Below are 23,794 nucleotides of genomic sequence, written 5' to 3' on the forward strand. Positions count from 1 at the left end.
TCAAAAAAACCAGTCCAGTGACGATGGCAAAGAGGCCACACCCGTTCCCATCCCGAACACGGCAGTTAAGCTCTTTTGCGCCGATGGTAGTTGGGGGTCTCCCCCTGTGAGAGTAGGACGTCGCTGGTCTGTTTTTTATTTTTTGGTCCCGTGGTGTAGCGGTTAACATGCCTGCCTGTCACGCAGGAGATCGCCGGTTCGATCCCGGTCGGGACCGTCTTATGATAAACACAGCCAAACCGCTGTGTTTATTTTTTTTTGCCTAAAAGCAGGCGGTTTTATCCCGGTTAAGCATTGGAGTTTCGGAGCAACTGGAACCTGTGGATAATATTTTTTGATTTACTGGCACATCTCCGCTAAACTATGTTAAGACTCAATAGAGGTGACAGAAATAATGACTTATATAATAGAAGTAACTTCACCGGAAGAAACGGAACGGTTTGCTGCAAAGCTGGCCGAATACCTGCAGCCAGGAGATTTGCTGACTTTGGAAGGCGGCCTCGGAGCCGGAAAAACAACTTTTACAAAAGGCCTGGCGAAGGGACTCGGCATCAAACGGATGGTCAACAGCCCGACGTTCACCATTTTAAAGCAATATTCGGGTGATCTGAATTTGAATCATTTGGATGTCTACCGCCTTGAGAACAGCGATGAAGACATCGGCTTTGATGAATTGTTTGCTGATGATGCAGTTTCGGTTGTCGAATGGGCACAATTCATAGAAGATTATTTACCGAAAGAGCGTCTCGAAATCAATATGGAACGCCTGTCGGAAGAAAGCCGTGCAATCCGTTTTCACCCGTTAGGCACGCGTTATGAAACTCTTTGCAAGGAGCTTATGCCATGATTTATCTAGGGATTGATACCTCGAATTCCCCTTTAGCCATTGCGTTGGCAAAAGATGACACCATTTTAATAGAAGAAACTCTGAATCTTAAGATCAATCATTCGTTGACGGCAATGCCGGCAATCGAAGAAATGATGGCTAAGGCGAAGATAAAACCGGCAGAATTAACGCACATTGCGGTGGCGGAAGGTCCAGGTTCCTATACGGGTGTTCGCATCGGATTGACGATTGCCAAAACGCTGGCCTGGTCATTGAAAATACCGCTGCATATGGTGTCGAGCCTGAAAGTGTTGGCTGGCAATGGCCAATTCTTTGATGGCGTCATTTGTCCGCTAATGGATGCCAGAAGAGGCACGGCTTTCATGGGCGCATACGAAGGAGAAAGCCTCGAATCGCTCATTCCTGACCAGCATAGTGAAGTCAGCGAATTTCTGAACAAGTTAAAAGAACTGGGACGTCCGGTTTTATTCACCGGAATTGATATTGAAATTCATGAGGCGGTAATTCGTGAAATTCTGGGAGACCGGGCATTTTTTGCAGCACCGCAGAACCGGTTGCCGCGGGCTTCGAATCTGATTATGCTGGCGAAACAGTCGGCAGAGCAGGATATTCATCACGCAGTGCCGGAATATCGCCGGATTACGGAAGCTGAAGCGAATTACATTAAAGCGCAAGGCGGCGGGGAGTCATGACCGAAGAAGTGACATTCCGCAAAATGGGCTTGGAGGATATTGATGCCGTTTATGAAATTGAACATGCATCCTTTTCTTTGCCCTGGACAAAAGAAGCCTTCTTTTATGAAATGATGGACAACCAGCATGCTTATTATGTATTGGCGGAAACAAAGGACGGCATTGTCGGCTTTTGTGGATTGTGGATTATCATGGATGAATGCCATGTGACGAATATCGCCATTCGTCCGGATCAGCGCGGGAAAAAGCTGGGTGAAAAGCTGATGCGTGCCGCGATTGATGTGGCAAAGGAAAACGGAGCCAAGGCGATGACGCTTGAAGCAAGGGTCAGCAATACGCCGGCGCGAAGCCTGTATGAGAAATTGGGGTTTAAAAATGGTGGCATCCGCAAAAGCTATTATTCGGATAATTATGAGGATGCCATAGTGATGTGGGTGAATTTTGATGAGTGAAGATATTTACGTATTGGGAATAGAGACAAGCTGCGATGAAACAGCGGCATCTGTCGTGAAGAACGGGACGGAAATTGTTTCAAATGTAGTGGCCTCACAGATCGAGAGCCATAAACGTTTTGGAGGTGTGGTGCCGGAAATCGCGTCAAGGCACCATGTGGAACAGATTACAATCGTCATCGAAGAAGCGTTGAAACAGGCTGATATGGTGCCTGCGGAATTAAACGCAGTAGCAGTAACCGAAGGGCCCGGACTGGTCGGTGCGCTATTGATCGGCGTGAATGCTGCGAAGGCATTCGCTTTTGCCCATCAATTGCCGATTATAGGAGTCCATCATATCGCCGGCCACATTTACGCCAATCGCCTGGCGCAGGAAATGGAATTTCCACTGCTTGCTTTGGTGATTTCCGGTGGACATACGGAACTGGTTTATATGAAGGAACATGGTCATTTTGAAGTGATCGGGGAGACACGTGACGACGCAGCAGGGGAAGCATATGATAAAGTTGCCCGTACTTTGAATCTTCCGTATCCGGGAGGTCCACATATCGACCGGCTGGCGCATGAAAGCAGCCATCCCGTGAAATTCCCTCGTGTCTGGCTGGAAGAAGGCACTTACGACTTCAGTTTCAGTGGCCTGAAATCCTCTGTGTTGAATTATATGCACAATGCGGCGCAACGCGGAGAACAGGTGGCACCTGAAGACGTTGCAGCAGGATTCCAGAATAGTGTAGTGGAAGTTGTTACTGCCAAAACCCTGCGTGCTGCATCCCAATATAATGTGCGGCAAGTAATTGCAGCAGGCGGAGTGGCGGCTAATAAAGGCTTGCGCGCTTCACTGGAAAAGGAATTTGCGGAAAAAGAGATTCCATTCTTTATCCCCCCTTTGAGTCTGTGCACGGACAATGCGGCAATGATTGCAGCCGCCGGAACAGTGATGTTCGAAAAAGGCATCCGCGGCAATATGGCAATGAATGGCCGGCCGGGCATGGAAATGGGTTCCTGGATTTAAAAAAATGCACAATCACATAATATAGAAAAGCTCTTCATCCCAACGCTGGATGAAGAGCTTTTTCGGGTTTGTGTATAACTTGAAAGGAACCCGCAGAATTAATGAAAAACTATGAAAAGTAGCAACACTTATCCACTGCTTATGAACAAACCGGGTGTATTCTGTCAATAGAGAACATTTGTACTTATGCACAATTTGTTAGTAAGCTGTTTGTAAGTGGAGAATAACTTGGTGATTTCCTATATCTTGTGTACTATATAGCAGTATAGTATGTGGATAACATTTTTCTCTTTTGTGGATAATGTTCATAACTCTGTTGATAGCTGATATCACAGGAGAGAGAATGTGTACAACTTTGTGGAAACAAATATTTCACAAAAAGGTATTGACCAAGATGTGGGACACCGAAAAGCGACACTGCCCGTTAAGCCCCGACAAGCGCTGGAGGGTTTGATCGTCATGGCGTCCTTTGCCATGAAGGGCAAATCCGAAGCGAATCGAGGGGCTGGGCAGCTGGAGTCTGGACATAGAAAAACCGTATACAAATGTATACGGTCAACTGTTGATATGTTCAAGTTTTTCCTGCAGTTCGAGCCAGTGTGCCATGGTCTCTTCGTGCCGGCCTTTCAATTCTTCCAAATGCTGCTGCAGCGGGAGGAGCCGTTCATGATCCTGGAAAATTTCCGGGTCCGTAAATTGTTCTTCAGTTTCCGCGATTTGAAGATCCAGTCCTTCCATCTCTTGTTCGACTTCTTCGAGCTGGCGAGTCAGCTGGCGCTCCAGTTTCTTCGCTTCTTTATCGATTTGGGACGTGGAAGGGGCCGTTTCCGGTTTATTGGGAGTCGAAGGATTTTCGGCTTCTTCCAACGCTTTCAATTCTTCCGTTTCCAACTTTTTTTCCACGTAATAATCGTAGTCGCCAAGGTATTCGGTAGTGCCTTCTTTCATCAATTCGACAACTTTGGTGGCTATGCGGTTCATGAAATAACGGTCGTGGGACACGAAAAGGATGGTGCCCGGGTAGTCGATCAACGCATTTTCGAGGACTTCCTTGCTGTCGAGGTCCAAATGGTTGGTCGGCTCATCGAGCAGCAGGACATTCGCTTTTTGCATCATCAATTTGGCCAGGGCGACACGCGCTTTTTCTCCGCCGGAAAGTGAGGATACCGGTTTCAGAACATCGTCGCCGGAAAACAGGAAACGGCCAAGAATCCCGCGGATATCCTTTTCATTGACCATTGGGTAATCGTCCCAAAGCTCATTCAAAACGAGCTTATTGCCTTTCAGGTTGGCCTGTTCCTGGTCATAATAGCCGAATTGGATGCCGGTGCCGTAATGGATGTTGCCGGCGAGCGGCTGTATTTCTTTCATGATGGTTTTCAGCAGCGTCGACTTGCCGACACCGTTCGGACCGACGAGTGCCAGGCTTTCCTTGCGGTAAAGCTTCAAATTGATGTTTTCGGACACCGGTTTGCCACTGTAGCCAATTTTCAGCTCCTGTATGTTGAGCACATCGTTGCCGCTTTGTTTTGCAATCGTGAATCCGAAACGGGCTGATTTTTCACTGCCGTCCGGAGCTTCCATCCAATCGGTTTTTTCAAGAATTTTGCGTCGGCTCTGTGCCATTTTAGTGGTCGAGGCACGAACCAGATTACGGGCAACGTAATCTTCCAGTTTGGCTTTCTCGCCTTGCTGCTTTTCGAACTGCTTTTGGTCCAGTTCGTATTGATTTGCTTTTTCCTCCAGGTAACGGCTGTAGTTGCCATTGAATTTCTTGACCCGGTGCCGTGATACTTCATAGACCAGCGTAACGATTTGATCAAGGAAATACCGGTCATGCGAAACGACGAGGATTGCGCCGGGGTAATTCTTCAAATAATTCTCCAGCCAGCTCAAAGTTTCAATATCCAGGTGATTGGTCGGCTCATCGAGGATTAAAAGCTGCGGCTTTGAAAGGAGAAGTTTCGCCAGCATCAGCCGCGTTTTCTGGCCCCCGGACAATGAAACCACTTTTTTGCCGAAATCATCCGGATAGAATTTCATGCCGTGCAGAATGGCCCGGGTATCGGCTTCATACTGATAACCGCCGGCATCCTTGAATTCAACCTGCAACTCGTCATAGTCTTTCATGACTTTTTCATTTGTGTCGGGATCGTTGTAGACGTCAGGATCCGCCATCTGTCGTTCCAAATGGCGCAATTGCTCCTCCTGTTTGCGGAAACCGCTGAAAATGGTCATCATTTCATCCCAGATACTCATATCGGACTCAAGCTTGCTTTGCTGCTCAAGGTAGCCGATGGTCAGGTCTTTCGGCATGATGATGTCACCGCTGTCATGCGATATTTCCCCGGAAATAATTTTCAGCAACGTGGATTTGCCGGCACCGTTGCGGCCGACAAGAGCAACCCGGTCACGGTGTTGGACTTCTAATTTGACGCCGGAGAGAATCTCGTCCGCCCCGAACGATTTATAGACTTGGTTTACTTGCAAAACGATCATTTTGGGTCACCTCTATTCCTCCTAAGTGTAGCCGATAGAGGCAGGCTTCGCAATCAGCCAAGCCTTTACATATCGAGCCGCCTCATGTAAGATAAAGTCGATTTGACAAGACCCGGGAGGTAACATCACATGTTACAGGAACCAACATCCAAAATTCCACAAGCCACTACGAAACGGCTTCCACTCTATTACCGTTTTCTCCAGAATTTCGCCAACGCCGGACAGAAGAGAATCTCTTCCCAGGAACTCAGCGAAGCAATGAAAATCGATTCCGCCACGATCCGGAGGGACTTTTCCCATCTCGGCGCACTTGGCAAAAAAGGCTATGGCTACGAAGTGCAGGAACTGCTGGAATTTTTCCGCAAGACGCTGGACCAGGACGAAGCGACGAATGTGGCCTTGATCGGTGTCGGGAGCCTCGGCAGCGCATTCCTGAAATACAATTTCCACCGCAACCACAACACGAAAATCATTCTGGCGTTCGATTCGAACAGCCCGCATGAAGGCGAGAAAATCAGTGGCATCGATACATTTCATCCGGATATGATAGAAGAGAAGATAAAGCAATATGGGGTCGAGGTGGTCATCCTGACTGTGCCATCACGCTCCGCACAGGAAGTTACGGATCGTCTGGCCCAAACGGATATCAAAGGGATTCTGAACTTCACGCCGGTCCGCATTGCCGTCCCTGCGCATATCCGTGTCCAGACGATCGACTTGTCGGTTGAACTGCAGACGCTGATTTATCTGATCAAGCAAACATGACTCAAAACCTTCACATTTGAAGAGCCGGTGGAAATAGCCAAAGCGCCGCAGATGCTGTAAAATAAGACCCATACTACAGGAGGTGTCAATTATGCCAGGTCCACTAAGTTTAATCATTATCGGAGTTGTAGCATTGCTTGTTTTCGGACCGAAGAAATTGCCGGAATTGGGTAAAGCGTTCGGTTCTTCACTCCGCGAATTCAAGAATGCCACAAAAGGGCTTGTTGATGATGACGACGATAACACAGCCACGAAGAAAGAAGAGCAAAAAGAAATACGATAGGATGTTTATCCGATGACTGAAAAAGATATGACATTAGTTGAACATATAGGTGAATTGAGAAAACGGCTGACGATTATAGTCGTTTTCTTTCTATTGGCCGTCATTGCCAGCTTTTTTCTCGCAGAGCCGCTGATTCAGTATCTGCAGTTTACCGAGGAAGCTGAAAATCTGACATTGAATGCCTTTAAGATTACCGATCCACTGAAAATCTACATGCAGGTCATCATGATTCTTGCGCTGTTCATCACTTCACCCGTAATTATGTATCATTTCTGGGCCTTCATCAGCCCGGGACTGCATGATAAAGAACGGCGGGCGACGCTGAGCTACATCCCGTTTTCCCTATTGCTGTTCGTCGGCGGGATTGCCTTTTCCTACTTGGTGCTGTTCCCGTACGTAATCGGCTTTATGTTGAATATTTCCGATAACCTGGATATCCAGGAAACCATCGGAATCAATGAATACTTCCAGTTCCTGTTCCAGATCACATTGCCATTCGGCTTCATTTTCCAATTGCCGGTGCTGATGCTGTTCCTGACACGGCTCGGAATCATTACGCCGATGCTGATGACGAAATACCGAAAATACGCGTATTTTGTCCTGGTGGTCATCGCGGCTTTCATCACACCGCCGGACATCATCTCGCATCTCATCGTGACGCTGCCATTGATTCTGTTATACGAATTCAGTATTGTCATCGCCAAGATCGGTTATCGCAAGTTTTTGAAAGCCGAACAGCAGCAGGCAATCGAAGATCAACAAGGCCTTTCAGGGGAATAAACCCTGGGAGGCTTTTTTATGCGCATACCATTTTATAAAAGTTAAAAGCCCGGCTGCATATTTGCAGCCGGGCTTTGGTCGTTTAAAGAAGGTGGAAGACAAATTGCAATTGCTCCAATTGTTCCAGGCGTTCGATAAAGCGGTTGATTTTGTCCATGTTGAGCTGAATGAGCATGACGTAGCCGTTCAGCAGGATATGGGCGATGATCGGAGCCAGCAGGCGTTTGGTTTTCTGGTACAGGAACGCCAGGATGAGGCCGGTTGTGAAGTACAGCAGGATATGGGCAAATTCCATATGGACGATCGCAAAGACAACGGCGCTGACGGCTGTGGCGATCCAGAAGTTGGTGACCTGGTTCAATGAACCGAAAATGACACGCCGGAAAACGAGTTCTTCCATTATCGGACCGAAGAGGACGACGGCGAAAATGGCGGCCGGTACAACTTCGGCGATACTTACGAGATTGGCCGTGTTTTCAGAGCCCGGTTCAATGCCGATGGCAAATTCGATCAGCGCGGCAAGCGACTGTCCGATGAGGAGCAACAGAAATCCGAATATCCCCCAGAGAAGGGTCCAGCCGATACCCAGTTTCTTGCCTTTCCAGATATCAAAGAACTTCTTGTCGCGGAAAACAAGAATCAGGGCTATAGCCAATCCGATGCCCATGGCAATGAAAATGAGCCAGCCGGAAGTCGCCGCCTGTGCCATGTCAGGATCAAGCCCCTGATCGATGAAATAATCATAGGTAGAGTTGATGAACAGGACAGGAGACAATTGAATTGCGATGAAGATCAACAGGACATAAAGGGAAGTCCTTTTGGTTTTCTTTTTTGTTTTTGTTCCGGAGTTTTTAAAGAGTTTATTTGAAAGCGGGTTTTTCCTGGTGGTCATGTATGCAAAATTCCTTTCGATTGCAGATCTCTTTTCTATTGTAGTGGTTTCAAAAAAATAGCGCAAAGAAATAGAGAAAAGCGGAGGCGCCCGTTAAGCTCTGAAAGGCATAAGCCGAATCGGCTGCCGGGAAAAACCACTGTACACTTTTATTGACAGACCACCTTCATACTTGCAAATATTCATTATTTTTATTAAACTGATAAATGTGTTAGCACTCGAAGAGAGAGACTGCTAATAATTGCATTTACTTATTCAGAGGAGGGTGTTTCAATTGTTAAGACCATTAGGAGACCGGGTTATCATTGAACTTATCGAAGCGGAAGAAAAGACTTCAAGCGGGATTGTCCTGCCGGGTTCGGCACAGGAAAAACCACAGGAAGGCAATGTCATCGCGGTAGGAAATGGCTTGATCCGCGAAAACGGCGTACGCACGGAGCTGGATGTCAAAGAAGGCGACCGCGTAATCTTCTCGAAATATGCAGGATCTGAATTGAAATACGAAGGCAAAGAATACTTAATTTTACGTGAAAACGATATTTTAGCAGTAATCGGCTAAATAATAAAATACGAATTGAATCAGAGGAGGAAGCTAATTATGGCAAAAGAGATTAAGTTCAGTGAAGATGCACGTACCCTCATGCTGCAGGGTGTAGATAAATTGGCCGACGCGGTAAAAGTTACGCTTGGGCCAAAAGGGCGCAATGTTGTGCTTGAGAAGAAATTCGGTTCACCGCTGATTACGAATGACGGCGTGACGATTGCAAAAGAAATCGAACTTGAAAACGCTTTTGAAAACATGGGTGCGAAACTCGTGGCTGAAGTTGCTTCTAAAACAAATGACATCGCCGGTGACGGCACAACGACTGCAACAGTTCTTGCGCAGGCAATGATCCGTGAAGGTTTGAAAAACGTCACGGCCGGCGCGAACCCTGTCGGCATTCGCCGCGGTATTGAAATGGCAGTGGAAAGCGCTGTTGAAGGATTGAAAGCTGTATCCCAGCAAATCGAAGACAAAGAATCGATTGCACAAGTTGCAGCGATTTCATCCGGCGACGTGGAAGTGGGCAACCTGATTGCTGAAGCGATGGAGCGTGTCGGCAACGACGGCGTCATTACATTGGAAGAATCACGCGGTTTCACGACTGAACTTGACGTAGTTGAAGGGATGCAATTCGACCGCGGTTACCAGTCCCCATACATGGTGACGGATTCAGACAAGATGGAAGCGGTTCTTGAGAACCCGTTCATCCTTGTTACTGACAAGAAAATCGGCAATATCCAGGAAATCCTTCCGGTCCTTGAGCAGGTTGTTCAGCAAAGCAAGCCGTTGTTGATCATCGCTGAAGACGTGGAAGGCGAAGCATTGGCTACTTTGGTGGTCAATAAACTTCGCGGTACATTCAACGCTGTAGCGGTCAAAGCTCCAGGATTCGGCGACCGCCGCAAAGCGATGCTGGAAGATATCGCAGCATTGACGGGCGCTGAAGTCATCACAGAGGACCTTGGACTTGAATTGAAAACGACGAACATTGCACAGCTTGGACGCGCAGTGAAAGTTGTTGTTACGAAAGAAAACACAACAATCGTTGAAGGCGCTGGGGATTCCCAGAACATCGTTGGACGCGTCAGCCAGATCCGCAGCCAATTGGAAGAAACAACTTCTGAATTCGACAAAGAGAAATTGCAGGAACGGTTGGCGAAACTTGCCGGCGGCGTAGCAGTCATCAAAGTCGGAGCGGCTACTGAAACGGAATTGAAAGAACGCAAACTCCGCATTGAAGATGCGTTGAACGCAACACGCGCGGCAGTTGAAGAAGGCATCGTGGCAGGCGGCGGTACAGCACTTGTAAACGTTTATAATAAAGTCGCAGAACTTCTTGAAACAACAGAAGGCGACGTGGCAACAGGCGTTAAAATCGTTCTTCGCGCACTTGAAGAGCCGGTTCGCCAAATCGCGACAAACGCAGGCCTTGAAGGATCGATCATCGTTCATCGCCTGAAATCAGAAGAAATCGGCATCGGCTTCAACGCAGCAAATGGTACTTGGGTCAACATGATGGAAGCAGGTATCGTCGATCCGACCAAAGTGACGCGTTATGCACTTCAAAACGCAGCATCCGTTGCGGCTATGTTCCTGACTACCGAGGCGGTAGTGGCATACATTCCGGAAGAAAACAACGGCGGTGGCGGCATGCCTGATATGGGCGGCATGGGCGGCATGATGTAATTTCGTCTAACCATAAAGAAAACTCCTCTCACTTAGTGGGAGGAGTTTTCTTATGGAGAAAAATAGTCCAATCACTTCGCTGTACGCTTCGAAGTATACGGGAAAATAGGATCCATCAATTCGAATTCATAGCTCTCACTGTTCACTTTCCCAATGACCTTCTCGCTGTCGTAGAGATCCAGCATGAATTGGGCCATTTCTTTTGCGGTGTGGAATTGTTGGACATTGTCACTGTAGCTGAACTCGTCCAGTTCACGGGCGGTTTTTACAAATTCCGTTTCGGTCATAGACGGCGCAAGTATTTTTGCTTTCATCGGAGAGTCGTGATCATGCAGTTCCTGGGCCAGCCCTTCTGTAAATGCGCTGACGTAGAACTTGGTCGCAGCATACGATACAGCATTTGGAACAATCCTGTAGCCCAAGTCAGAGGATACGTTGATTAACTGCGTGCCTTCTTTGCCGGAATAATCACGAGCGTAAAGTGTGGAGAGAGTGGTAAGCGCTTCAACGTTTACACGAAGCATCTTTTCAATCTTTTTTGCCTCCTGTTCGGCAACAGTTGCACTGTTTCCGAAACCGGCATTGTTGATCCAGGTTTCAATGTCATAGTCTTTGAGGCTGTCGTAGAGATCATGAACCTGGTCACTGTCAGAAAGGTCTGTGGGCTTGATGACGACGTCCAGGTCAGGGTTCATGTTGTGGATGGCTCTTTTTAAGTCGTTAAGCTGGGCTTCGCGTCTTGCAATGAGAATGAGGTTTTTATTCCGTGCTGCAAAAGCTAACGCGGTTTCGTAGCCAATGCCTGAGCTGGCGCCTGTAATGACGGTGTATTTCATAAGCATTCCTCCACTGAAATTTATTATGATACACAACTATCGTACTGTTAACATTAACCGGAAAGCAACTGATGTGAGGAGAGCTCTTGGGTAAGGAAGCAATCCAGAGAGAAGTTGGTTCAAAAACAATTCTACTCATTGCTCATTCCCGCATTCCCTCAGCCACTTCTAGCGTGAAAACATCGGTTCACACGACTGGTCGTAAATCGAAAACCCCTCTTTTGCCGGCACACGGAAATCCATGGTCTCTGCCAGCGCTTCCCGTTTCTCAAGTTGGCTCATGGTGCAGACCTTTACAGGCTGGTACATTCCGCTCGAATCGCTGAACAAGATAAAGTCTGCCGCAGTCCAGCCGAGGCGGTCCAGCAGGAAAACAGCAGCCACCACCTTTTCCTGAAGTTCCGCTGTGTCTTCCCGAAAATCCATTTCCAGCGCAAAATATTGCCCGTATTGAACAGAGTCCGCTTTCTCGAAGTCCACTTCTTTGCGGAAAGTGTCGCCATCATTTCTTACTCCCATCAGCTCCAACTCTTTGTAAACGGGCTCTGCGCTTTTGGTGGCCGGATCGATGCCGTACTTTTCCGCCAATGCCTGATAAACCGCATCCGATCCCTCATTCAGTTGCCGCTGCTGATTCCGCAGCTTCTCTTCTGCGCTTTCTCTGGCGATCCGTTGAATTTCACTTTGGAGTTCTTCTTTGTTTCGAATTTCGCCTTGCATAGCCATTTCAACAAGCAGGCTGCTCTTCACGCCGTCGACGGCTTTCACATCATTTATCTCAATCACCGAAATAGTATAATTCACCTGCTCACCGTTAATGATGGAACGGCTCGCCCCGTCAAAATCGAACTCTGCATTCACACTCTGTCCGAACTCGCTGATTGCTGCCTTCCATTGGGCTTCTTGCACTTCAGCTGCCGCTTCCCTTGCGTTCGTCAAGTGCTTCCACTCCGCCAAAGTAAGTGGCAGCGAAACGGCCGAGATTATTGCTATGTATGCCAATGCCACTTTCCATAGCGGCGTCCTTTTCTTATCCACTTCCTGAACCGCCGCCGCAACCCAGCCGACTGCCAGGAAAATATATTGCAGTCCCGCCACGATGTAAATCATATAGTAATATTCCATGTCGGTGCCGAACAGGAGGGACGAGATTATCACACTAGCCACATACACCATTGATGCCGCAATGACACTGACAAATCCATAAACGAAACCTTTGCCGCCGGTTCGTAACAGGTATTTGAAGTAATTCAGTTCGCTTTTACCTGCCCAATAAATAATCGTGACCACTGCGAATGCAATCCCAAATGCTTTTAACGTGCTGAACAATAATATTTGCTGCTCCAGCTCTTCCACCCCAGATGCCTTTTATCTTTTATTTTACCCCATCCATAAATTTCCACAATACTGTTTTTAGGAAATAACAGAGCAAAGCTGAGAACTTTCCGGTTTCAAGGCGCGATTCCATTATGCACGGAGTATTGAACAAAAATAAGTTCAACTTATGTCCGCCACTCCAATACTTCTTCCGAATATGACAACTGTCACTAGTGCCTGATTGCTCCGTCATGTAAATTAGCGGTAGTAGACAGATGATTCCGATATGGAATTTGTCTATAAAGGAGAATCTTATTAATGAAAAAAATAGCATGGATTACGGACACAGCTGCGCAACTTGATGACGTTTTCATCAAACAACATGATGTATTTGTCCTGCCGCTCAGTGTTGTTTTTGCTGATGGGACATTCAGGGAATCGGTGGATCTGACACAGGAAGAATTTTACGATAAATTGCGCACTGCGAAAGTTTCGCCGAAAACGTCGCAGCCGGCAATCGGCGAGATGCTTGCTTTATACGATAAATTGCAGGCGGATGGCTACGATTTGGCGATTGCGGTGCACTTATCCAGCGGGCTGTCAGGTACTTTTGAAAGTGCGCAGTCCGCTGCGAAAATGACCGACTTCAAGGTCTATCCAATAGATTCCAAAATCGGTTCGTTTCCGATGGTGAAAATGATAGAAATCGGTGAAGAACTGTTTGCAAAGGGCAAAGAGGTCGAAGAAGTTGTGGCAACAATCCAGGGCATGACGGCCCGATCCCACTTATCCTTTATTCCCTCCAGTCTGAACCAATTGCACAAAAGCGGCCGGGTTTCCGGAACCCAGACATTCTTAAGCAATATACTGAACATTAAACTGGTCATCACCTTTGTTGATGGAATAACTGTCATGAAAGAAAAGGTTCGTTCAAACAAGCGGGCAAAAAATAATGTGATGTCTGCACTGCGGACCGATATGGCTGCGGGTGCGGTGCCGGAAGTTGCGGCTATTCACTGCAATAATGCAGCGGATGCGGAACTCTGGAAAAACGAGCTCCAACAGGAGTTTCCGGCTTTAAAGGTGGAAGTTGTTGCGCTGAGTGTCTGCGTGGGCGTTCATGCGGGCGAAGGCACGACAGGATTAAGCTGGGTTGCCTATTAAGTTTGAATAAAACTGGTCAAAAGCCGCTGTGTCCATATGGGAGCAACGGCTTTTTTGTGCGGTTTTCCAGTGTGAAAAGGGACGATCAAACAACTTCGCCAGCGCAGGCTAAAATAATAAAACCGGGACTCAGCGGGTCTGTATTTATATGGATGGGTACGTGGTACACTTAAATTATTAGAGAGATCAGGAAGAAGTTATCGTTAATTTTTAAACTAATTGAGGTGCTTTATGGTAACAATGCTGGAAGACCTGCAAATGTATAAGAACTTTGATGAGTTGTCGAGAGACGTTCTGGACCTGGCAAAAGAAATTTTGCCGGACCAATTGATTTATTTGACGTCGTTCACCGATACACAGCAAATTATACTGAAGCTGTCGGATATGGATACAAATATTTTATTGACGGAGGGCATGGCGATCAATCTGGAGGACACGGTATGTGACCGAATTGATTTCCACAAAAAACAGCCACTGGTCTATGAAGATATCAAAAAAGCCTGTCCGGGGGATTTAAAGACCACCCTAGAAGAAGCCAATATTAAATCCTATTTGGGTATTCCCATTTCGCGTTTGAACGGGGAGCGGTTCGGCACATTGTGTGCGGTGCATCACAAGGAGAGCCAATTTAACAGCAAGAGCATCCAATTGCTGCAGCGCATCGTCCGGATGTTTACCTATTATTTGGACCTTGAGCGCTTTGCCTTTAGGGATTCATTGACGGAACTGTACAACCGGCATTATCTTTCCAAGTTTTTTGAGGCCGATGCCCATAATGGTGGAGCACTGTTTTTCCTGGATCTGGATGGCTTCAAAAAGGTGAATGATATGCATGGCCACGACACAGGAGATCTCGTGTTGAAAGACGTCGCTGCAAGGCTTCAGGGAATTGTGAATGACTATAATGATGCTTTTGTTGCCAGATGGGGGGGCGATGAGTTCATAATCTGTTTCTCCGGCACAGTCGGCCAGGAAGAAATGAAAGAGCGGGCGGACCGACTCCTGACCAGTTTACATCTCTGGAACGGGGATTATCAGCTCTCTACTAGCATCGGCATTGCAGCCTTCCCTGCTGAAACGGATGCCGATTTAACGACTTTGCTGAAAAAGGCCGACCAGGCTCTATACGGCGCGAAAACGGCAGGAAAGAATACGTATAAGTTTGCTTGATGGACAAACGTCTTCCTATATAATAACCTGCGCGCCAACTTCGTCCGCGAAGTTGGCGTTTTTGGTGCAAGAAAGCGAAAAGCTTTTAAAATGTTGCCGGACTATGACGAAAAAGAAAGGTGGCATCACCATTCGACACGCGCCGCTTTCCACAAAAGCCGGATTCGTGTAAACTGTATAAGGTTAAGAAAAAGTGAGATGCCGTTCCTGAAACAATAGCTGTTTATTGATTTCCATTATAGATGCAACACGAATTTCGGGTTGGAGGGAGAGCCTTCTGCCCCCTTATGAAAGGATTGGAATTGGAATATGAAAGAGAATTTTTGGCAGGATCTGCCGCGGCCATTTTTTGTACTGGCGCCGATGGAAGATGTGACGAATGTCGTTTTCCGCCATGTAGTGGCTGAAGCGGCTCGGCCGGATGTGTTTTTTACCGAATTTACGAATACAGAAAGCTATTGCCATCCTGAAGGGATCTTCAGTGTGCGCGGACGTCTGACGTTCACAGAAGACGAGCAGCCGATGGTGGCGCATATATGGGGCAATAAACCCGAGCATTTCCGCGAAATGAGCATCGGCATGGCAAAACAGGGCTTTAAAGGCGTCGACATCAACATGGGCTGCCCTGTGCCGAACGTTGCCGCAAAAGGAAAAGGCAGCGGCCTGATCAATTACCCGGATAACGCAGCCGAGATTATCCAGGCGGCGAAAGCAGGCGGATTGCCGGTCAGTGTCAAGACGCGGCTGGGCTATACGAGCGTGGACGAGTGGCGTGGCTGGTTGACGCATGTACTCGAGCAGGACATCGCCAACCTGTCGATCCACCTGCGCACGAAAAAAGAAATGAGCGCTGTGCCGGCGCATTGGGAATTGATTCCGGAGATTAAGCAATTGCGGGATGAAATCGCGCCGGATACATTGATTACGATCAATGGCGATATTCCGGATCACCAGACGGGCATGGAGCTTGCCGAGAAATACGGCATAGACGGCGTCATGATCGGCCGCGGAATCTTTCATAATCCGTACGCCTTTGAAAAGGAGCCGAAAGAACACAGCAGCAGGGAATTGTTCAATCTTCTGCGGCTGCACCTGGACCTGCATGATAAATATTCCACAGAAATCGGCCCGATTTCATTCAAACCGCTCCGCCGCTTCTTCAAGATTTACGTCCGCGGAATCCGGGGAGCCGGTGAATTGAGAAATGAACTGATGTATACAGAGACGACCGATGAAGTGCGTGAGTTGCTCAATAATTTTGAGGCTGTGACGGTGGAGTAAAGCTGCATCCTGTGAACACGCAAAATATCACCCGCCATGAGCGGTGAAATCTAAAGGAAAAAGCGCAATCCCCATTGTTACCGGGGAGTGCGCTTTTTTCAGGTTGACCAACGGGAAGAAGATTATTCAGCTTCCCTGAATTTTTATGATAAGGTTTTCGATCACTTTTTCATTGAGCATATTCTTCTCATGTGGCAATGGCAAAACGCGTTTGCCGGTTTCAACTTCCTCTACAAAGATGATTTCGCGCTTTACTGTGTTGGAAAAGCAGATCATATACTTTTTTTCATTATAATCAATGACGCTGAACCGAGTTCGATCTGTAAGAAACCAATTGGGAGATACCACTGGATGCCCGCCTTTACTGATGGATTTTAGAATAGTATGACACGATACAAAAGGGAAGTAAATAAAAACTAAGGAGAGGCTGCAGTGACAGCACTTTGTTGCGGGTGGAGTGCAGGTCAGTAACAGCGGTCGATTGTGTGATGCGAAGGGCATAAGTGGCGCATGGACGCTTTCACGGTCGAATATTTTTCTTAAAGCTGCCATTTCGTGCTATAATAAGGAACTTAGGATCATTACGACTTATGCTCATAATCGAATGGATTACTGCCTACCAATAAAATATAGAGGTGTATTTGAATGAACAAGCGATGGACGATAGAAAAAATCAGGGAGTTCAGTGAAAAGAATTCGGACAGCAAATTGCTGTCGAAGGAATATCATGGTTTTTCCCAAAAGCTGCTGTTCCAATGTGCATGCGGCAATAAGTTTGAAAAGACTTTTACGAAGTTCAACAAGAACGACCAGCGCAAATGTGATGTCTGCCAGCCGCCAAAAGAGCCGCGTGGCGCCTAATAATGAAAGAAAACACTGATTTCCGTGCCAGGGAATCGGTGTTTTTTATTGGGAAGAGGCAATGGCTGCTGACAGATAACTTGAGCAGGAAGGGGTATAATGAACAAAAAGATTGAATAATCAGTAAAAATTTATACGAGTGACGGCCGGGTGTAGAACGGAATAAGAACACACATTCCTTTTTGTCGACGAAAATGCCGTGGGAAATGGAAATCACTGTTGCACAACGCTTACTCCGCACAATGTTCCTCCTGTACATAGGAAAGGGTGAGAAGAGTGAAAGGTGCAAGTTACCAGCCAAAAACGGATGAATGGGCAATTGAAGCAACAGCGCTTGTGAAAGTTTTCGGCAAACACCGGGCAGTGGATGGTGTGGATTTGGCTGTTCGGAAAGGAACGGTATACGGGTTTTTGGGACCGAATGGAGCCGGAAAAACAACGGTCATCCGGGTGCTGGCCACCTTGCTGAAGCCGGACGGCGGGTCAGCCAGCATTTTCGGCCACGATTTGGGCACGGAAGGCGATGAAATTCGAAGCCGCATTTCCCTGACCGGCCAATACGCTTCCCTCGATGAAGATTTGACCGGCATGGAAAATCTCGTCATGATGGCCAAATTGATGGGCTATCGACGGAGCGAAGCAAAAGTGCGGGCAGGGGAATTACTGCATGCTTTCGGATTGGAAGAAGCCGCAAAAAGACAGGTCAAAAACTATTCCGGCGGTATGCGGCGGCGCATTGATATTGCCGCAAGCCTCGTCGTGACGCCGGATTTATTATTTCTGGATGAACCGCCGGCCGGACTCGATCCGAGAAGCCGCAACCAGGTGTGGGATATTATCCGTGCGCTCGTCAGCGGTGGTACAACGGTTATGCTGACCACGCAATATTTGGAAGAGGCTGATCAGCTGGCAGACCGTATTGCCGTCATCAACAAAGGGAAAATCATCGCAGAAGGCACCAGCAGTGAATTGAAGGCATCGGTCAGCACTGGCACCTTGAATATCCAGCTGGCAGATGCCGCCGACCGGCCACAGGCCATGCGGATTATGGAAGACAAACTTGCGGTAGCCGTACACAGCAGCTCCGACGCAGCATCGTTGACTGCGCAGATAAATGATTCATTTCGGGTCGCAGATGCATTGGCTGAGTTGGCGCGGCAGAAGATTGCCGTCAGTGATTTTTCGTTCGGGCGGCCCAGCCTTGATGAAGTATTCCTGACATTGACCGGACACGCGGCCACGGAAGACGAGCCGCAACCCGAGGAGGGGGCATCATGACTGAATTTGTTGAGCAACGGGAAAAAGGGGAAAACGAATTGCGGCTGGCCGAATCCATTGCTTCGAGCAAGCGGCCAAAACCGCCAAGCGGCATTTCCTCCACGCTTACTTTCGCAACCAGAGCACTTCTGCGGATTAAGCATGTTCCGGAGCAAATGTTCGATGTCACGGTATTTCCCGTCATTTTCCTGTTGATGTTCACTTATTTATTCGGTGGCGCAATCGCAGGGTCCACGGAGGAATACCTCCAATTTCTGCTGCCCGGAATCCTGGTGATGACGGTATCTCAAATCACGATGTACACCGGCATTGATTTGAACAACGATATTCGCAAAGGCATCTTTGACCGCTTCCGCACACTGCCGATCTGGCTGCCTTCCGCATTGGTCGGTTCGCTGCTGGTCGATATTGTCCGCTACTCAATGGCAGCGGCAATCATGATCAGTCTTGGATTTGCGCTGGGCTTCCGGCCGGAAGGCGGTTGGCTCGGGGTTCTGGGGGCAGTCGCTTTAATATTGGTGTTCGCGTTCAGCCTGTCCTGGATCTGGACGATCCTGGGCCTGATTATGCGTTCGGAAAAATCGCTGATGATGGTCAGTTTTATGGTGCTGTTTCCGCTGACATTTGTCAGCAATGTATTTGTCGATCCCCGGACGCTGCCGAACTGGCTGCAAAGCTTTGTGGAGATCAATCCGATCTCCATCCTTGCGACGGCCGTCCGCGGGGCCATGCACGGAACTGCCACGGTGCAGCAGGTGATGCTGGTGCTCGTCGTTTCCGTGGTGATGACCGCCATATTTGCGCCCATCACCATCTATTTGTATCGCAATAAGAAGTGAGTGGATCAGAAAATACGGCGAATGGAGCTGCCCTGCGTAAACGGGGCTGATACCATTCCAATGGGTGCTGAGACCGGGTAAAGGCTTCAGCACTTTTTTCGCTGAAAGTGATTTTACTTCCAATACCAGCCAGCATACCATGTATAATAATGGAAGAAACCAACTCAACAGGAGGGTCCAGATGAAAGATCAAGTGCGGGATACATTCAATGGAATGGCGAATGCCTATGAGCATTCAATCGACAGCAATAATTTATACAACGCTGAATACGAGCGACCGGCCATGCTGGCGCGGCTGCCGGCGGATTTAACGGGCAGGAAAGTTCTTGATGCCGGCTGCGCAGCCGGCTGGTATACCGAACAGCTGCTGCACCGCGGCGCGGAAGTGGTAGCGGTCGATATGAGTCCGGAGATGGTGAACGCCGCGATCAGACGGGTGGGCGACAGCGCGAAGGTGCTGTGTTTGGATCTGGAAGCGCCTATGCCTTTTGGAGACGAGACATTCGATGTGATCGTCAGTTCGCTGACATTGCATTACCTCAAGGATTGGCAAGATACTTTCACTGAATTCCGGCGTGTCCTGAAACCGGGCGGCTTGATCCTGTTTTCGGTGCATCATCCGCTGACGGATATCCGGCTTCTGGAAGATCCCGTGTATTTGTCGACAGAGCTGATTGTCGACAAATGGGTAAAAGACGGCAAGACGTATACGGTGCCGTTCTACCGCAGGCCATTGAACGAAATACTGAACGGCACGCTGGAGCATTTTGAGCTCCGTCAAGTCATTGAACCGTTGCCGACGGGCGCTTTCAAGGAGCGGGACCCAGAGCGCTTCGAGCGGTTGATGAAAGAGCCGAATTTCCTGATCGTTGAAGCTGCACGCAAAAAGTGAAAATGGCACGACGCTGTGTCAGAATCTGTCTGCGAACAACAGCAAAAAAAGCCGGTCTCCCAATGAGGAGACCGGCTTTTTTGCTTCATAATTCCTGCGTTTATTTTACCCATTCACCAATCAGGTCTTCGTTCTCACCGACCCATTTCTCGGCTCCTTCAAGAGGCGCATCGGCACTTTCAACATAGTCGATAAGTTCGCCGATCTGTTTGTCATCCATCTTCCAGTTTTTCAGCCATTCGCTTACTTCCGGATAATCTTCTTCAAATTCCAGACGGGTAGCATGGTGGATTTTTTCCACACCGCCAAATGTGTTCTGCGGATCTTCCAGGAATTTTAAGTCAAATTGGGAAAATACCCAGTGTGGACTCCAAAGTGGTGCGACAATTGGTTCTTCGTTTTCTACGGCTCTTTTGATTTCCGCCAGCATCGCGGCTTCAGAGCTTTGCAGCAGTTCAAAATCAAGGTCATAGTCCACCATTAATTGTTCCGTTACTTCCATGGTTCCGGCACCGGGATCAAAGCCGACAATTTTGCCGTCGAAAAGTTCTTTGTGTTCATTCAAGTCTTCCACGCTGTTCACTTCTTCGACGTACGTTGGAACAACAAGACCAACTTTTGCATTGTCAAACCAGGTAGCTTCTGAGAAATTCACTGTATCCTGGTATTTTTCCAGATAATTGGCGTCCTGCACCGGCAACCATACTTCCAGGCTGGCATCGATGTCTCCAGTCTCCAAAGCTTTCATGGTAGTGCCCATGTTCAAAACGTTCAATTCCACGTTATATCCTTTATCTTCTAAAATTACTTTCCACATATTGGTTACGGCAATATTTTCTGCCCAGTTGATTTGGCCAATCGCCAATTCCTTGTTATTTTCCTCAGACGCTTTTTCAGATGTGTCTCCGGCTGATTCTCCTTCGGCGTTTCCGCATGCTGCCAATACTGCGATGATAAGGATCATCAAAATAAAACCTGCTACTTTGTTCTGCTTATTCATGTTGAAAAACTCCCCTTTGTAAGTGTGTATATTAATTAAAATACATTTAAAAAATTAATTTTATTAAATGTATTAAAATTTTATTTAACGATAAAACCGAACGAAGTTGGCCCTTTTTTTCAAAAGAGCATAACAGCAATAATAATGGGGCAGTCTGCGGTGATTTCGCCGCAGGCTGCCCGTTCTTCGTCGCGCTTAATCGGGTTGATCTTTTGGCAGGAATTCGAATATCCTGCCGCTTCTTATGCTTTCAACTAAATCATCCAACCAGTGGTAATAGGCTTTGGAGTCCTCCAGTTGGTCATAGAATTGCTTTGCTTCCGCCACAACGTCCGCTGTGCTGGCAGGGTCTTTTATGATATCGATGAACTCTTCCTGTGATTCCTCGATAGCTTCCATGTTCATTTTGACTTCCCGTTCCCACATTTCACAATAGAATCCCATAAAGGAGCGGAAGAAATTCTTTTCAGCTATATAGGTATGTTTCCGGGATCCGCGGGTAAATGTTTTCTTTACCATTTTTATTTCCTGGAGCTTGCGGACGCTTGTGCTCATGCTCGGTTTGCTCATTTCAAGCTCCGTGCGCATTTCGTCAAGGGTCATCTGATCTTTAAAGTACATGGTCGCATACAAATTTGCGGCAGCAGGCGTTACCCCGTACAAATCCATTGTTTCGGCAATGGCGCCAATGACTTTGTCCTTGGCTTCTTCTATTTTGTTTCTTGATCGTTCAGTGGACTCGCTCATATTCTTGCTCCTTTATGACTAAAGTAAACCGTATTAAGTATTCATTAAATTTTCTTAACAAACTTTATGTTAACGTGTTCAGCTGATATGTCAAATGGAAATCCCTGATATTGAGAGCCGATCAGGCCAGCAACCTTATTGCCTCTATGGTTACAGCCAATATTAATTTTAATTCGGCTGGCGGCAGAATAACGGTCTGCCAGGTAACTTTGACAGCTTCCACAAGGCATGTTATGGTTTTTAAGTATTAAATAAATTCTTAACAAACTTAATTTATAACGAAATTGGAGTTGATTGATTTGAATATAAAAATGCAACAATACATTAACGGTGAATGGATCGGAGCAAAATCGGGCAATACACGGGACATTATCAATCCCTTTAACCAGGAAGTCATTGCAACGGTTCCCGATGGTAATGAACAGGACGCGCAAGCGGCAATTGCTGCCGCCCGCGAAGCATTTGACAATGGTGACTGGGCTTTTGCCCCGGCAGCCGAACGGGCGCTGATCGTCAGGAAAATTGCTGAATTGATTGAGCGGGACAAGGAAGAGCTTGCTCATCTGGAATCGCTGGATACCGGCAAAACAGTAGAAGAAAGCAAAGGTGACATGGATGACATCGCTGGTGTGTTTCGCTATTACGCAGAACTTGCGGATAAAGATGGCGGGGAGCTGATCGCTTCTCCGGTACCAAACTCCATCAGCAAAGTCGTTCATGAACCGGTGGGTGTCTGCGGACAAATTACGCCGTGGAATTATCCTTTGCTGCAGGCGTCGTGGAAACTGGCGCCAGCGCTGGTGACTGGCAATACATTGGTCATGAAACCGAGTGAAATTACACCCCTTACTACTATTAAAGTATTCGAACTGATGGAAGAGGCGGGAGTGCCGGCTGGAGTGGCCAACCTGGTTCTCGGTGCAGGAGATACAATTGGCGCTGAGTTGTCCGGCAACCTGGACGTAGACCTGATTTCCTTTACCGGCGGCCTTGCTACCGGCAAGAAAATTATGCAGGCGGCGAGCGTCAATATGAAAAACATCGCCCTGGAGCTTGGCGGCAAAAACCCGAATATCATCTTTGCGGATGCGGATTTTGAAGTAGCCCTCGACCAGGCATTAAACGGCGTATTTTTCCACGCCGGACAAATCTGTTCGGCAGGGACACGGCTGATTGTGGAAGAAAGCATTCACGATGAGTTCGTTGCCGCGCTGGTGGAACGGGTGAAGAAATTCAAGCTGGGAAGCGGATTTGAGGAAAGCACGCAAATGGGGCCGCTGATTTCAGCTGAACACCTCGCGAAAGTGGAGCAATATGTGAAAACAGGCATAACAGAAGGGGCGACAGTAGCTGTTGGCGGTGGCCGCCCGGAAGATCCGGAATTGCAAAGGGGCTTTTTCTACTTGCCTACTATATTTACGGACTGTACGACAGAGATGAAAATTGTCCAGGAAGAAGCTTTCGGTCCGATTATCACAGTGGAGAAGTTCCGTTCAGAAAAAGAAGCGGTGAAGCTGGCGAATGACTCCATCTACGGACTTGCCGGCGGCGTTTGGACGAACGACGTTGCAAAAGCGGAACGCTGTGCCGCAAGAATGCGCATGGGCACTGTTTGGATCAATGATTTTAATCTGTATTTCCCGCATGCACCATGGGGTGGATTCAAGCAATCCGGTATCGGACGCGAATTGGGCAAACTGGGCATGGAGGAATATACCGAGACGAAGCACATATTCCAAAATCTCAAACCCGAATCGATCAACTGGTTCTAAGCCGGCGAGCGGCATATAGTCTTTCAGGCAGCCGGAAACTTCAAAATTTCCCGCAGGATCCTGTAGGAGCTGTTGAAGAAAAAAGTCATGAACGAAACACAAACACGCAACTGAATTTGATGGACAAATGAAGGAAGGGATTTCAGCCGGGCTTTCATGCCGGCCGAATCACTCCCTTCCGGTTT

Annotated in this window: 23 protein-coding genes, 1 tRNA gene and 1 rRNA gene; 19 read left to right on the forward strand and 6 right to left on the reverse strand. The window is 47.8% G+C overall.

The features are described from left to right. Positions 1–13 precede the first annotated feature (13 nt). The 6 genes from rrf (at position 14) to tsaD (ending at position 3,003) form a co-directional block, all read left to right on the forward strand. Positions 14–129: ribosomal RNA gene (rrf, locus tag DIJ65_RS00735) — 5S ribosomal RNA — on the forward strand. Between the two features lie 15 nt (positions 130–144). Then, a tRNA-Asp gene (locus DIJ65_RS00740) sits at positions 145–217 on the forward strand. A 177-nt stretch (positions 218–394) separates the two neighbouring features. Further along, positions 395–847, forward strand: a complete 453-nt coding sequence (gene tsaE, locus DIJ65_RS00745) for a tRNA (adenosine(37)-N6)-threonylcarbamoyltransferase complex ATPase subunit type 1 TsaE (RefSeq protein ID WP_117302110.1) — start codon at positions 395–397, stop codon at positions 845–847. Continuing rightward, a complete protein-coding gene (gene tsaB, locus DIJ65_RS00750; protein ID WP_117302112.1) occupies positions 844–1,539 on the forward strand; it encodes a tRNA (adenosine(37)-N6)-threonylcarbamoyltransferase complex dimerization subunit type 1 TsaB in 696 nt (231 codons plus the stop codon). Before tsaE ends, tsaB begins: the two co-directional genes overlap by 4 nt. Next, positions 1,536–1,991: a ribosomal protein S18-alanine N-acetyltransferase gene (gene rimI / locus DIJ65_RS00755; RefSeq protein WP_117302114.1), complete on the forward strand. Its 456-nt coding sequence runs from the start codon at positions 1,536–1,538 to the stop codon at positions 1,989–1,991. The genes tsaB and rimI overlap by 4 nt, the downstream gene beginning before the upstream one ends. Continuing rightward, positions 1,984–3,003, forward strand: a complete 1,020-nt coding sequence (gene tsaD, locus DIJ65_RS00760; protein WP_117302116.1) for a tRNA (adenosine(37)-N6)-threonylcarbamoyltransferase complex transferase subunit TsaD — start codon at positions 1,984–1,986, stop codon at positions 3,001–3,003. Before rimI ends, tsaD begins: the two co-directional genes overlap by 8 nt. Before the next feature lie 555 nt (positions 3,004–3,558). Here tsaD and DIJ65_RS00765 read toward each other — a convergent pair. Next, positions 3,559–5,502 carry an ABC-F family ATP-binding cassette domain-containing protein gene (locus DIJ65_RS00765; protein ID WP_117302118.1) on the reverse strand — a complete coding sequence of 648 codons (1,944 nt, stop codon included), beginning with the start codon at positions 5,500–5,502 and terminating at the stop codon, positions 3,559–3,561. 129 nt (positions 5,503–5,631) lie between these two features. On the opposite strand from DIJ65_RS00765, the gene DIJ65_RS00770 reads away from it, so the two are divergent. The 3 genes from DIJ65_RS00770 (at position 5,632) to tatC (ending at position 7,330) form a co-directional block, all read left to right on the forward strand. Continuing rightward, positions 5,632–6,267, forward strand: coding sequence for a redox-sensing transcriptional repressor Rex (locus DIJ65_RS00770; protein ID WP_117302120.1), 636 nt, complete (start codon positions 5,632–5,634; stop codon positions 6,265–6,267). 91 nt (positions 6,268–6,358) lie between these two features. Then, complete coding sequence (locus tag DIJ65_RS00775; RefSeq protein ID WP_117302122.1) at positions 6,359–6,550, forward strand: twin-arginine translocase TatA/TatE family subunit; 192 nt, start codon at positions 6,359–6,361, stop codon at positions 6,548–6,550. 12 nt (positions 6,551–6,562) lie between these two features. Beyond that, on the forward strand, positions 6,563–7,330 hold the full coding sequence (gene tatC, locus DIJ65_RS00780; RefSeq protein ID WP_117302124.1) for a twin-arginine translocase subunit TatC: 768 nt from the start codon (positions 6,563–6,565) through the stop codon (positions 7,328–7,330). 82 nt (positions 7,331–7,412) lie between these two features. Here the strand turns inward: tatC and DIJ65_RS00785 are convergent, their stop codons facing one another. Then, entirely contained in the window at positions 7,413–8,222 is an 810-nt protein-coding gene (locus DIJ65_RS00785) for a CPBP family intramembrane glutamic endopeptidase (RefSeq protein WP_117302126.1), read from the reverse strand. 274 nt (positions 8,223–8,496) lie between these two features. Between DIJ65_RS00785 and groES the strand changes: the two genes are divergently transcribed. Continuing rightward, positions 8,497–8,781 carry a co-chaperone GroES gene (groES, locus tag DIJ65_RS00790; protein WP_071152198.1) on the forward strand — a complete coding sequence of 95 codons (285 nt, stop codon included), beginning with the start codon at positions 8,497–8,499 and terminating at the stop codon, positions 8,779–8,781. Between the two features lie 39 nt (positions 8,782–8,820). Then, complete coding sequence (gene groL, locus DIJ65_RS00795; protein WP_117302128.1) at positions 8,821–10,452, forward strand: chaperonin GroEL; 1,632 nt, start codon at positions 8,821–8,823, stop codon at positions 10,450–10,452. A gap of 71 nt (positions 10,453–10,523) precedes the next feature. On the opposite strand, the gene DIJ65_RS00800 is transcribed toward groL, so the two are convergent. After that, the gene (locus tag DIJ65_RS00800) at positions 10,524–11,288 is read right to left on the reverse strand and encodes an SDR family NAD(P)-dependent oxidoreductase (RefSeq protein ID WP_071152199.1); all 765 of its coding nucleotides are present in this window, start codon (positions 11,286–11,288) and stop codon (positions 10,524–10,526) included. A gap of 168 nt (positions 11,289–11,456) precedes the next feature. Next, on the reverse strand, positions 11,457–12,644 hold the full coding sequence (locus DIJ65_RS00805) for a hypothetical protein (RefSeq protein WP_071152200.1): 1,188 nt from the start codon (positions 12,642–12,644) through the stop codon (positions 11,457–11,459). A 279-nt stretch (positions 12,645–12,923) separates the two neighbouring features. Between DIJ65_RS00805 and DIJ65_RS00810 the strand changes: the two genes are divergently transcribed. The 7 genes from DIJ65_RS00810 (at position 12,924) to DIJ65_RS00840 (ending at position 20,090) form a co-directional block, all read left to right on the forward strand. Beyond that, positions 12,924–13,769: a DegV family protein gene (locus DIJ65_RS00810; protein ID WP_071152201.1), complete on the forward strand. Its 846-nt coding sequence runs from the start codon at positions 12,924–12,926 to the stop codon at positions 13,767–13,769. Between the two features lie 231 nt (positions 13,770–14,000). Next, positions 14,001–14,939, forward strand: coding sequence for a sensor domain-containing diguanylate cyclase (locus DIJ65_RS00815; protein WP_071152202.1), 939 nt, complete (start codon positions 14,001–14,003; stop codon positions 14,937–14,939). A gap of 309 nt (positions 14,940–15,248) precedes the next feature. Beyond that, positions 15,249–16,220, forward strand: a complete 972-nt coding sequence (locus DIJ65_RS00820) for a tRNA dihydrouridine synthase (protein ID WP_117302130.1) — start codon at positions 15,249–15,251, stop codon at positions 16,218–16,220. Between the two features lie 645 nt (positions 16,221–16,865). After that, on the forward strand, positions 16,866–17,081 hold the full coding sequence (locus tag DIJ65_RS00825; protein WP_071152204.1) for a hypothetical protein: 216 nt from the start codon (positions 16,866–16,868) through the stop codon (positions 17,079–17,081). A gap of 267 nt (positions 17,082–17,348) precedes the next feature. Beyond that, complete coding sequence (locus DIJ65_RS00830; protein ID WP_391527590.1) at positions 17,349–18,359, forward strand: ATP-binding cassette domain-containing protein; 1,011 nt, start codon at positions 17,349–17,351, stop codon at positions 18,357–18,359. Beyond that, on the forward strand, positions 18,356–19,198 hold the full coding sequence (locus DIJ65_RS00835; RefSeq protein WP_117302134.1) for an ABC transporter permease: 843 nt from the start codon (positions 18,356–18,358) through the stop codon (positions 19,196–19,198). Before DIJ65_RS00830 ends, DIJ65_RS00835 begins: the two co-directional genes overlap by 4 nt. 181 nt (positions 19,199–19,379) lie before the next feature. Then, positions 19,380–20,090: a class I SAM-dependent methyltransferase gene (locus DIJ65_RS00840; protein WP_117302136.1), complete on the forward strand. Its 711-nt coding sequence runs from the start codon at positions 19,380–19,382 to the stop codon at positions 20,088–20,090. Positions 20,091–20,190: 100 nt separating this feature from the next. Here DIJ65_RS00840 and DIJ65_RS00845 read toward each other — a convergent pair whose 3' ends face one another. Together DIJ65_RS00845 and cudC are read right to left on the reverse strand one after the other, a co-directional pair. Beyond that, positions 20,191–21,090 carry a glycine betaine ABC transporter substrate-binding protein gene (locus DIJ65_RS00845; protein ID WP_117302138.1) on the reverse strand — a complete coding sequence of 300 codons (900 nt, stop codon included), beginning with the start codon at positions 21,088–21,090 and terminating at the stop codon, positions 20,191–20,193. A 195-nt stretch (positions 21,091–21,285) separates the two neighbouring features. Next, entirely contained in the window at positions 21,286–21,837 is a 552-nt protein-coding gene (gene cudC, locus DIJ65_RS00850; protein ID WP_117302140.1) for a choline uptake/conversion transcriptional regulator CudC, read from the reverse strand. A 299-nt stretch (positions 21,838–22,136) separates the two neighbouring features. Here cudC and betB point away from each other — a divergent pair, with 299 nt between their 5' ends. Further along, positions 22,137–23,609 (forward strand): betaine-aldehyde dehydrogenase, encoded by a 1,473-nt coding sequence (gene betB, locus DIJ65_RS00855; RefSeq protein WP_117302143.1) that lies wholly within the window; start codon positions 22,137–22,139, stop codon positions 23,607–23,609. Positions 23,610–23,794 lie beyond the last annotated feature (185 nt).

Source organism: Planococcus salinarum, from assembly GCF_007004625.1.
Lineage (GTDB): Bacteria > Bacillota > Bacilli > Bacillales_A > Planococcaceae > Planococcus > Planococcus salinarum.

Bases quoted from the DNA above. Each gene is read 5' to 3' on its own strand.
- tsaE (WP_117302110.1), top strand. From the start codon at position 395: ATGACTTATATAATAGAAGTAACTTCACCGGAAGAAACGGAACGGTTT.
- DIJ65_RS00800 (WP_071152199.1), bottom strand. From the start codon at position 11,288: ATGAAATACACCGTCATTACAGGCGCCAGCTCAGGCATTGGCTACGAA.
- DIJ65_RS00835 (WP_117302134.1), top strand. From the start codon at position 18,356: ATGACTGAATTTGTTGAGCAACGGGAAAAAGGGGAAAACGAATTGCGG.
- DIJ65_RS00775 (WP_117302122.1), top strand. From the start codon at position 6,359: ATGCCAGGTCCACTAAGTTTAATCATTATCGGAGTTGTAGCATTGCTT.
- groL (WP_117302128.1), top strand. From the start codon at position 8,821: ATGGCAAAAGAGATTAAGTTCAGTGAAGATGCACGTACCCTCATGCTG.
- DIJ65_RS00770 (WP_117302120.1), top strand. From the start codon at position 5,632: ATGTTACAGGAACCAACATCCAAAATTCCACAAGCCACTACGAAACGG.
- tsaB (WP_117302112.1), top strand. From the start codon at position 844: ATGATTTATCTAGGGATTGATACCTCGAATTCCCCTTTAGCCATTGCG.
- DIJ65_RS00785 (WP_117302126.1), bottom strand. From the start codon at position 8,222: ATGACCACCAGGAAAAACCCGCTTTCAAATAAACTCTTTAAAAACTCC.
- DIJ65_RS00810 (WP_071152201.1), top strand. From the start codon at position 12,924: ATGAAAAAAATAGCATGGATTACGGACACAGCTGCGCAACTTGATGAC.
- DIJ65_RS00815 (WP_071152202.1), top strand. From the start codon at position 14,001: ATGGTAACAATGCTGGAAGACCTGCAAATGTATAAGAACTTTGATGAG.
- DIJ65_RS00840 (WP_117302136.1), top strand. From the start codon at position 19,380: ATGAAAGATCAAGTGCGGGATACATTCAATGGAATGGCGAATGCCTAT.
- DIJ65_RS00845 (WP_117302138.1), bottom strand. From the start codon at position 21,090: ATGAATAAGCAGAACAAAGTAGCAGGTTTTATTTTGATGATCCTTATC.
- DIJ65_RS00820 (WP_117302130.1), top strand. From the start codon at position 15,249: ATGAAAGAGAATTTTTGGCAGGATCTGCCGCGGCCATTTTTTGTACTG.
- tatC (WP_117302124.1), top strand. From the start codon at position 6,563: ATGACTGAAAAAGATATGACATTAGTTGAACATATAGGTGAATTGAGA.
- DIJ65_RS00825 (WP_071152204.1), top strand. From the start codon at position 16,866: ATGAACAAGCGATGGACGATAGAAAAAATCAGGGAGTTCAGTGAAAAG.
- rimI (WP_117302114.1), top strand. From the start codon at position 1,536: ATGACCGAAGAAGTGACATTCCGCAAAATGGGCTTGGAGGATATTGAT.
- DIJ65_RS00765 (WP_117302118.1), bottom strand. From the start codon at position 5,502: ATGATCGTTTTGCAAGTAAACCAAGTCTATAAATCGTTCGGGGCGGAC.
- cudC (WP_117302140.1), bottom strand. From the start codon at position 21,837: ATGAGCGAGTCCACTGAACGATCAAGAAACAAAATAGAAGAAGCCAAG.
- tsaD (WP_117302116.1), top strand. From the start codon at position 1,984: ATGAGTGAAGATATTTACGTATTGGGAATAGAGACAAGCTGCGATGAA.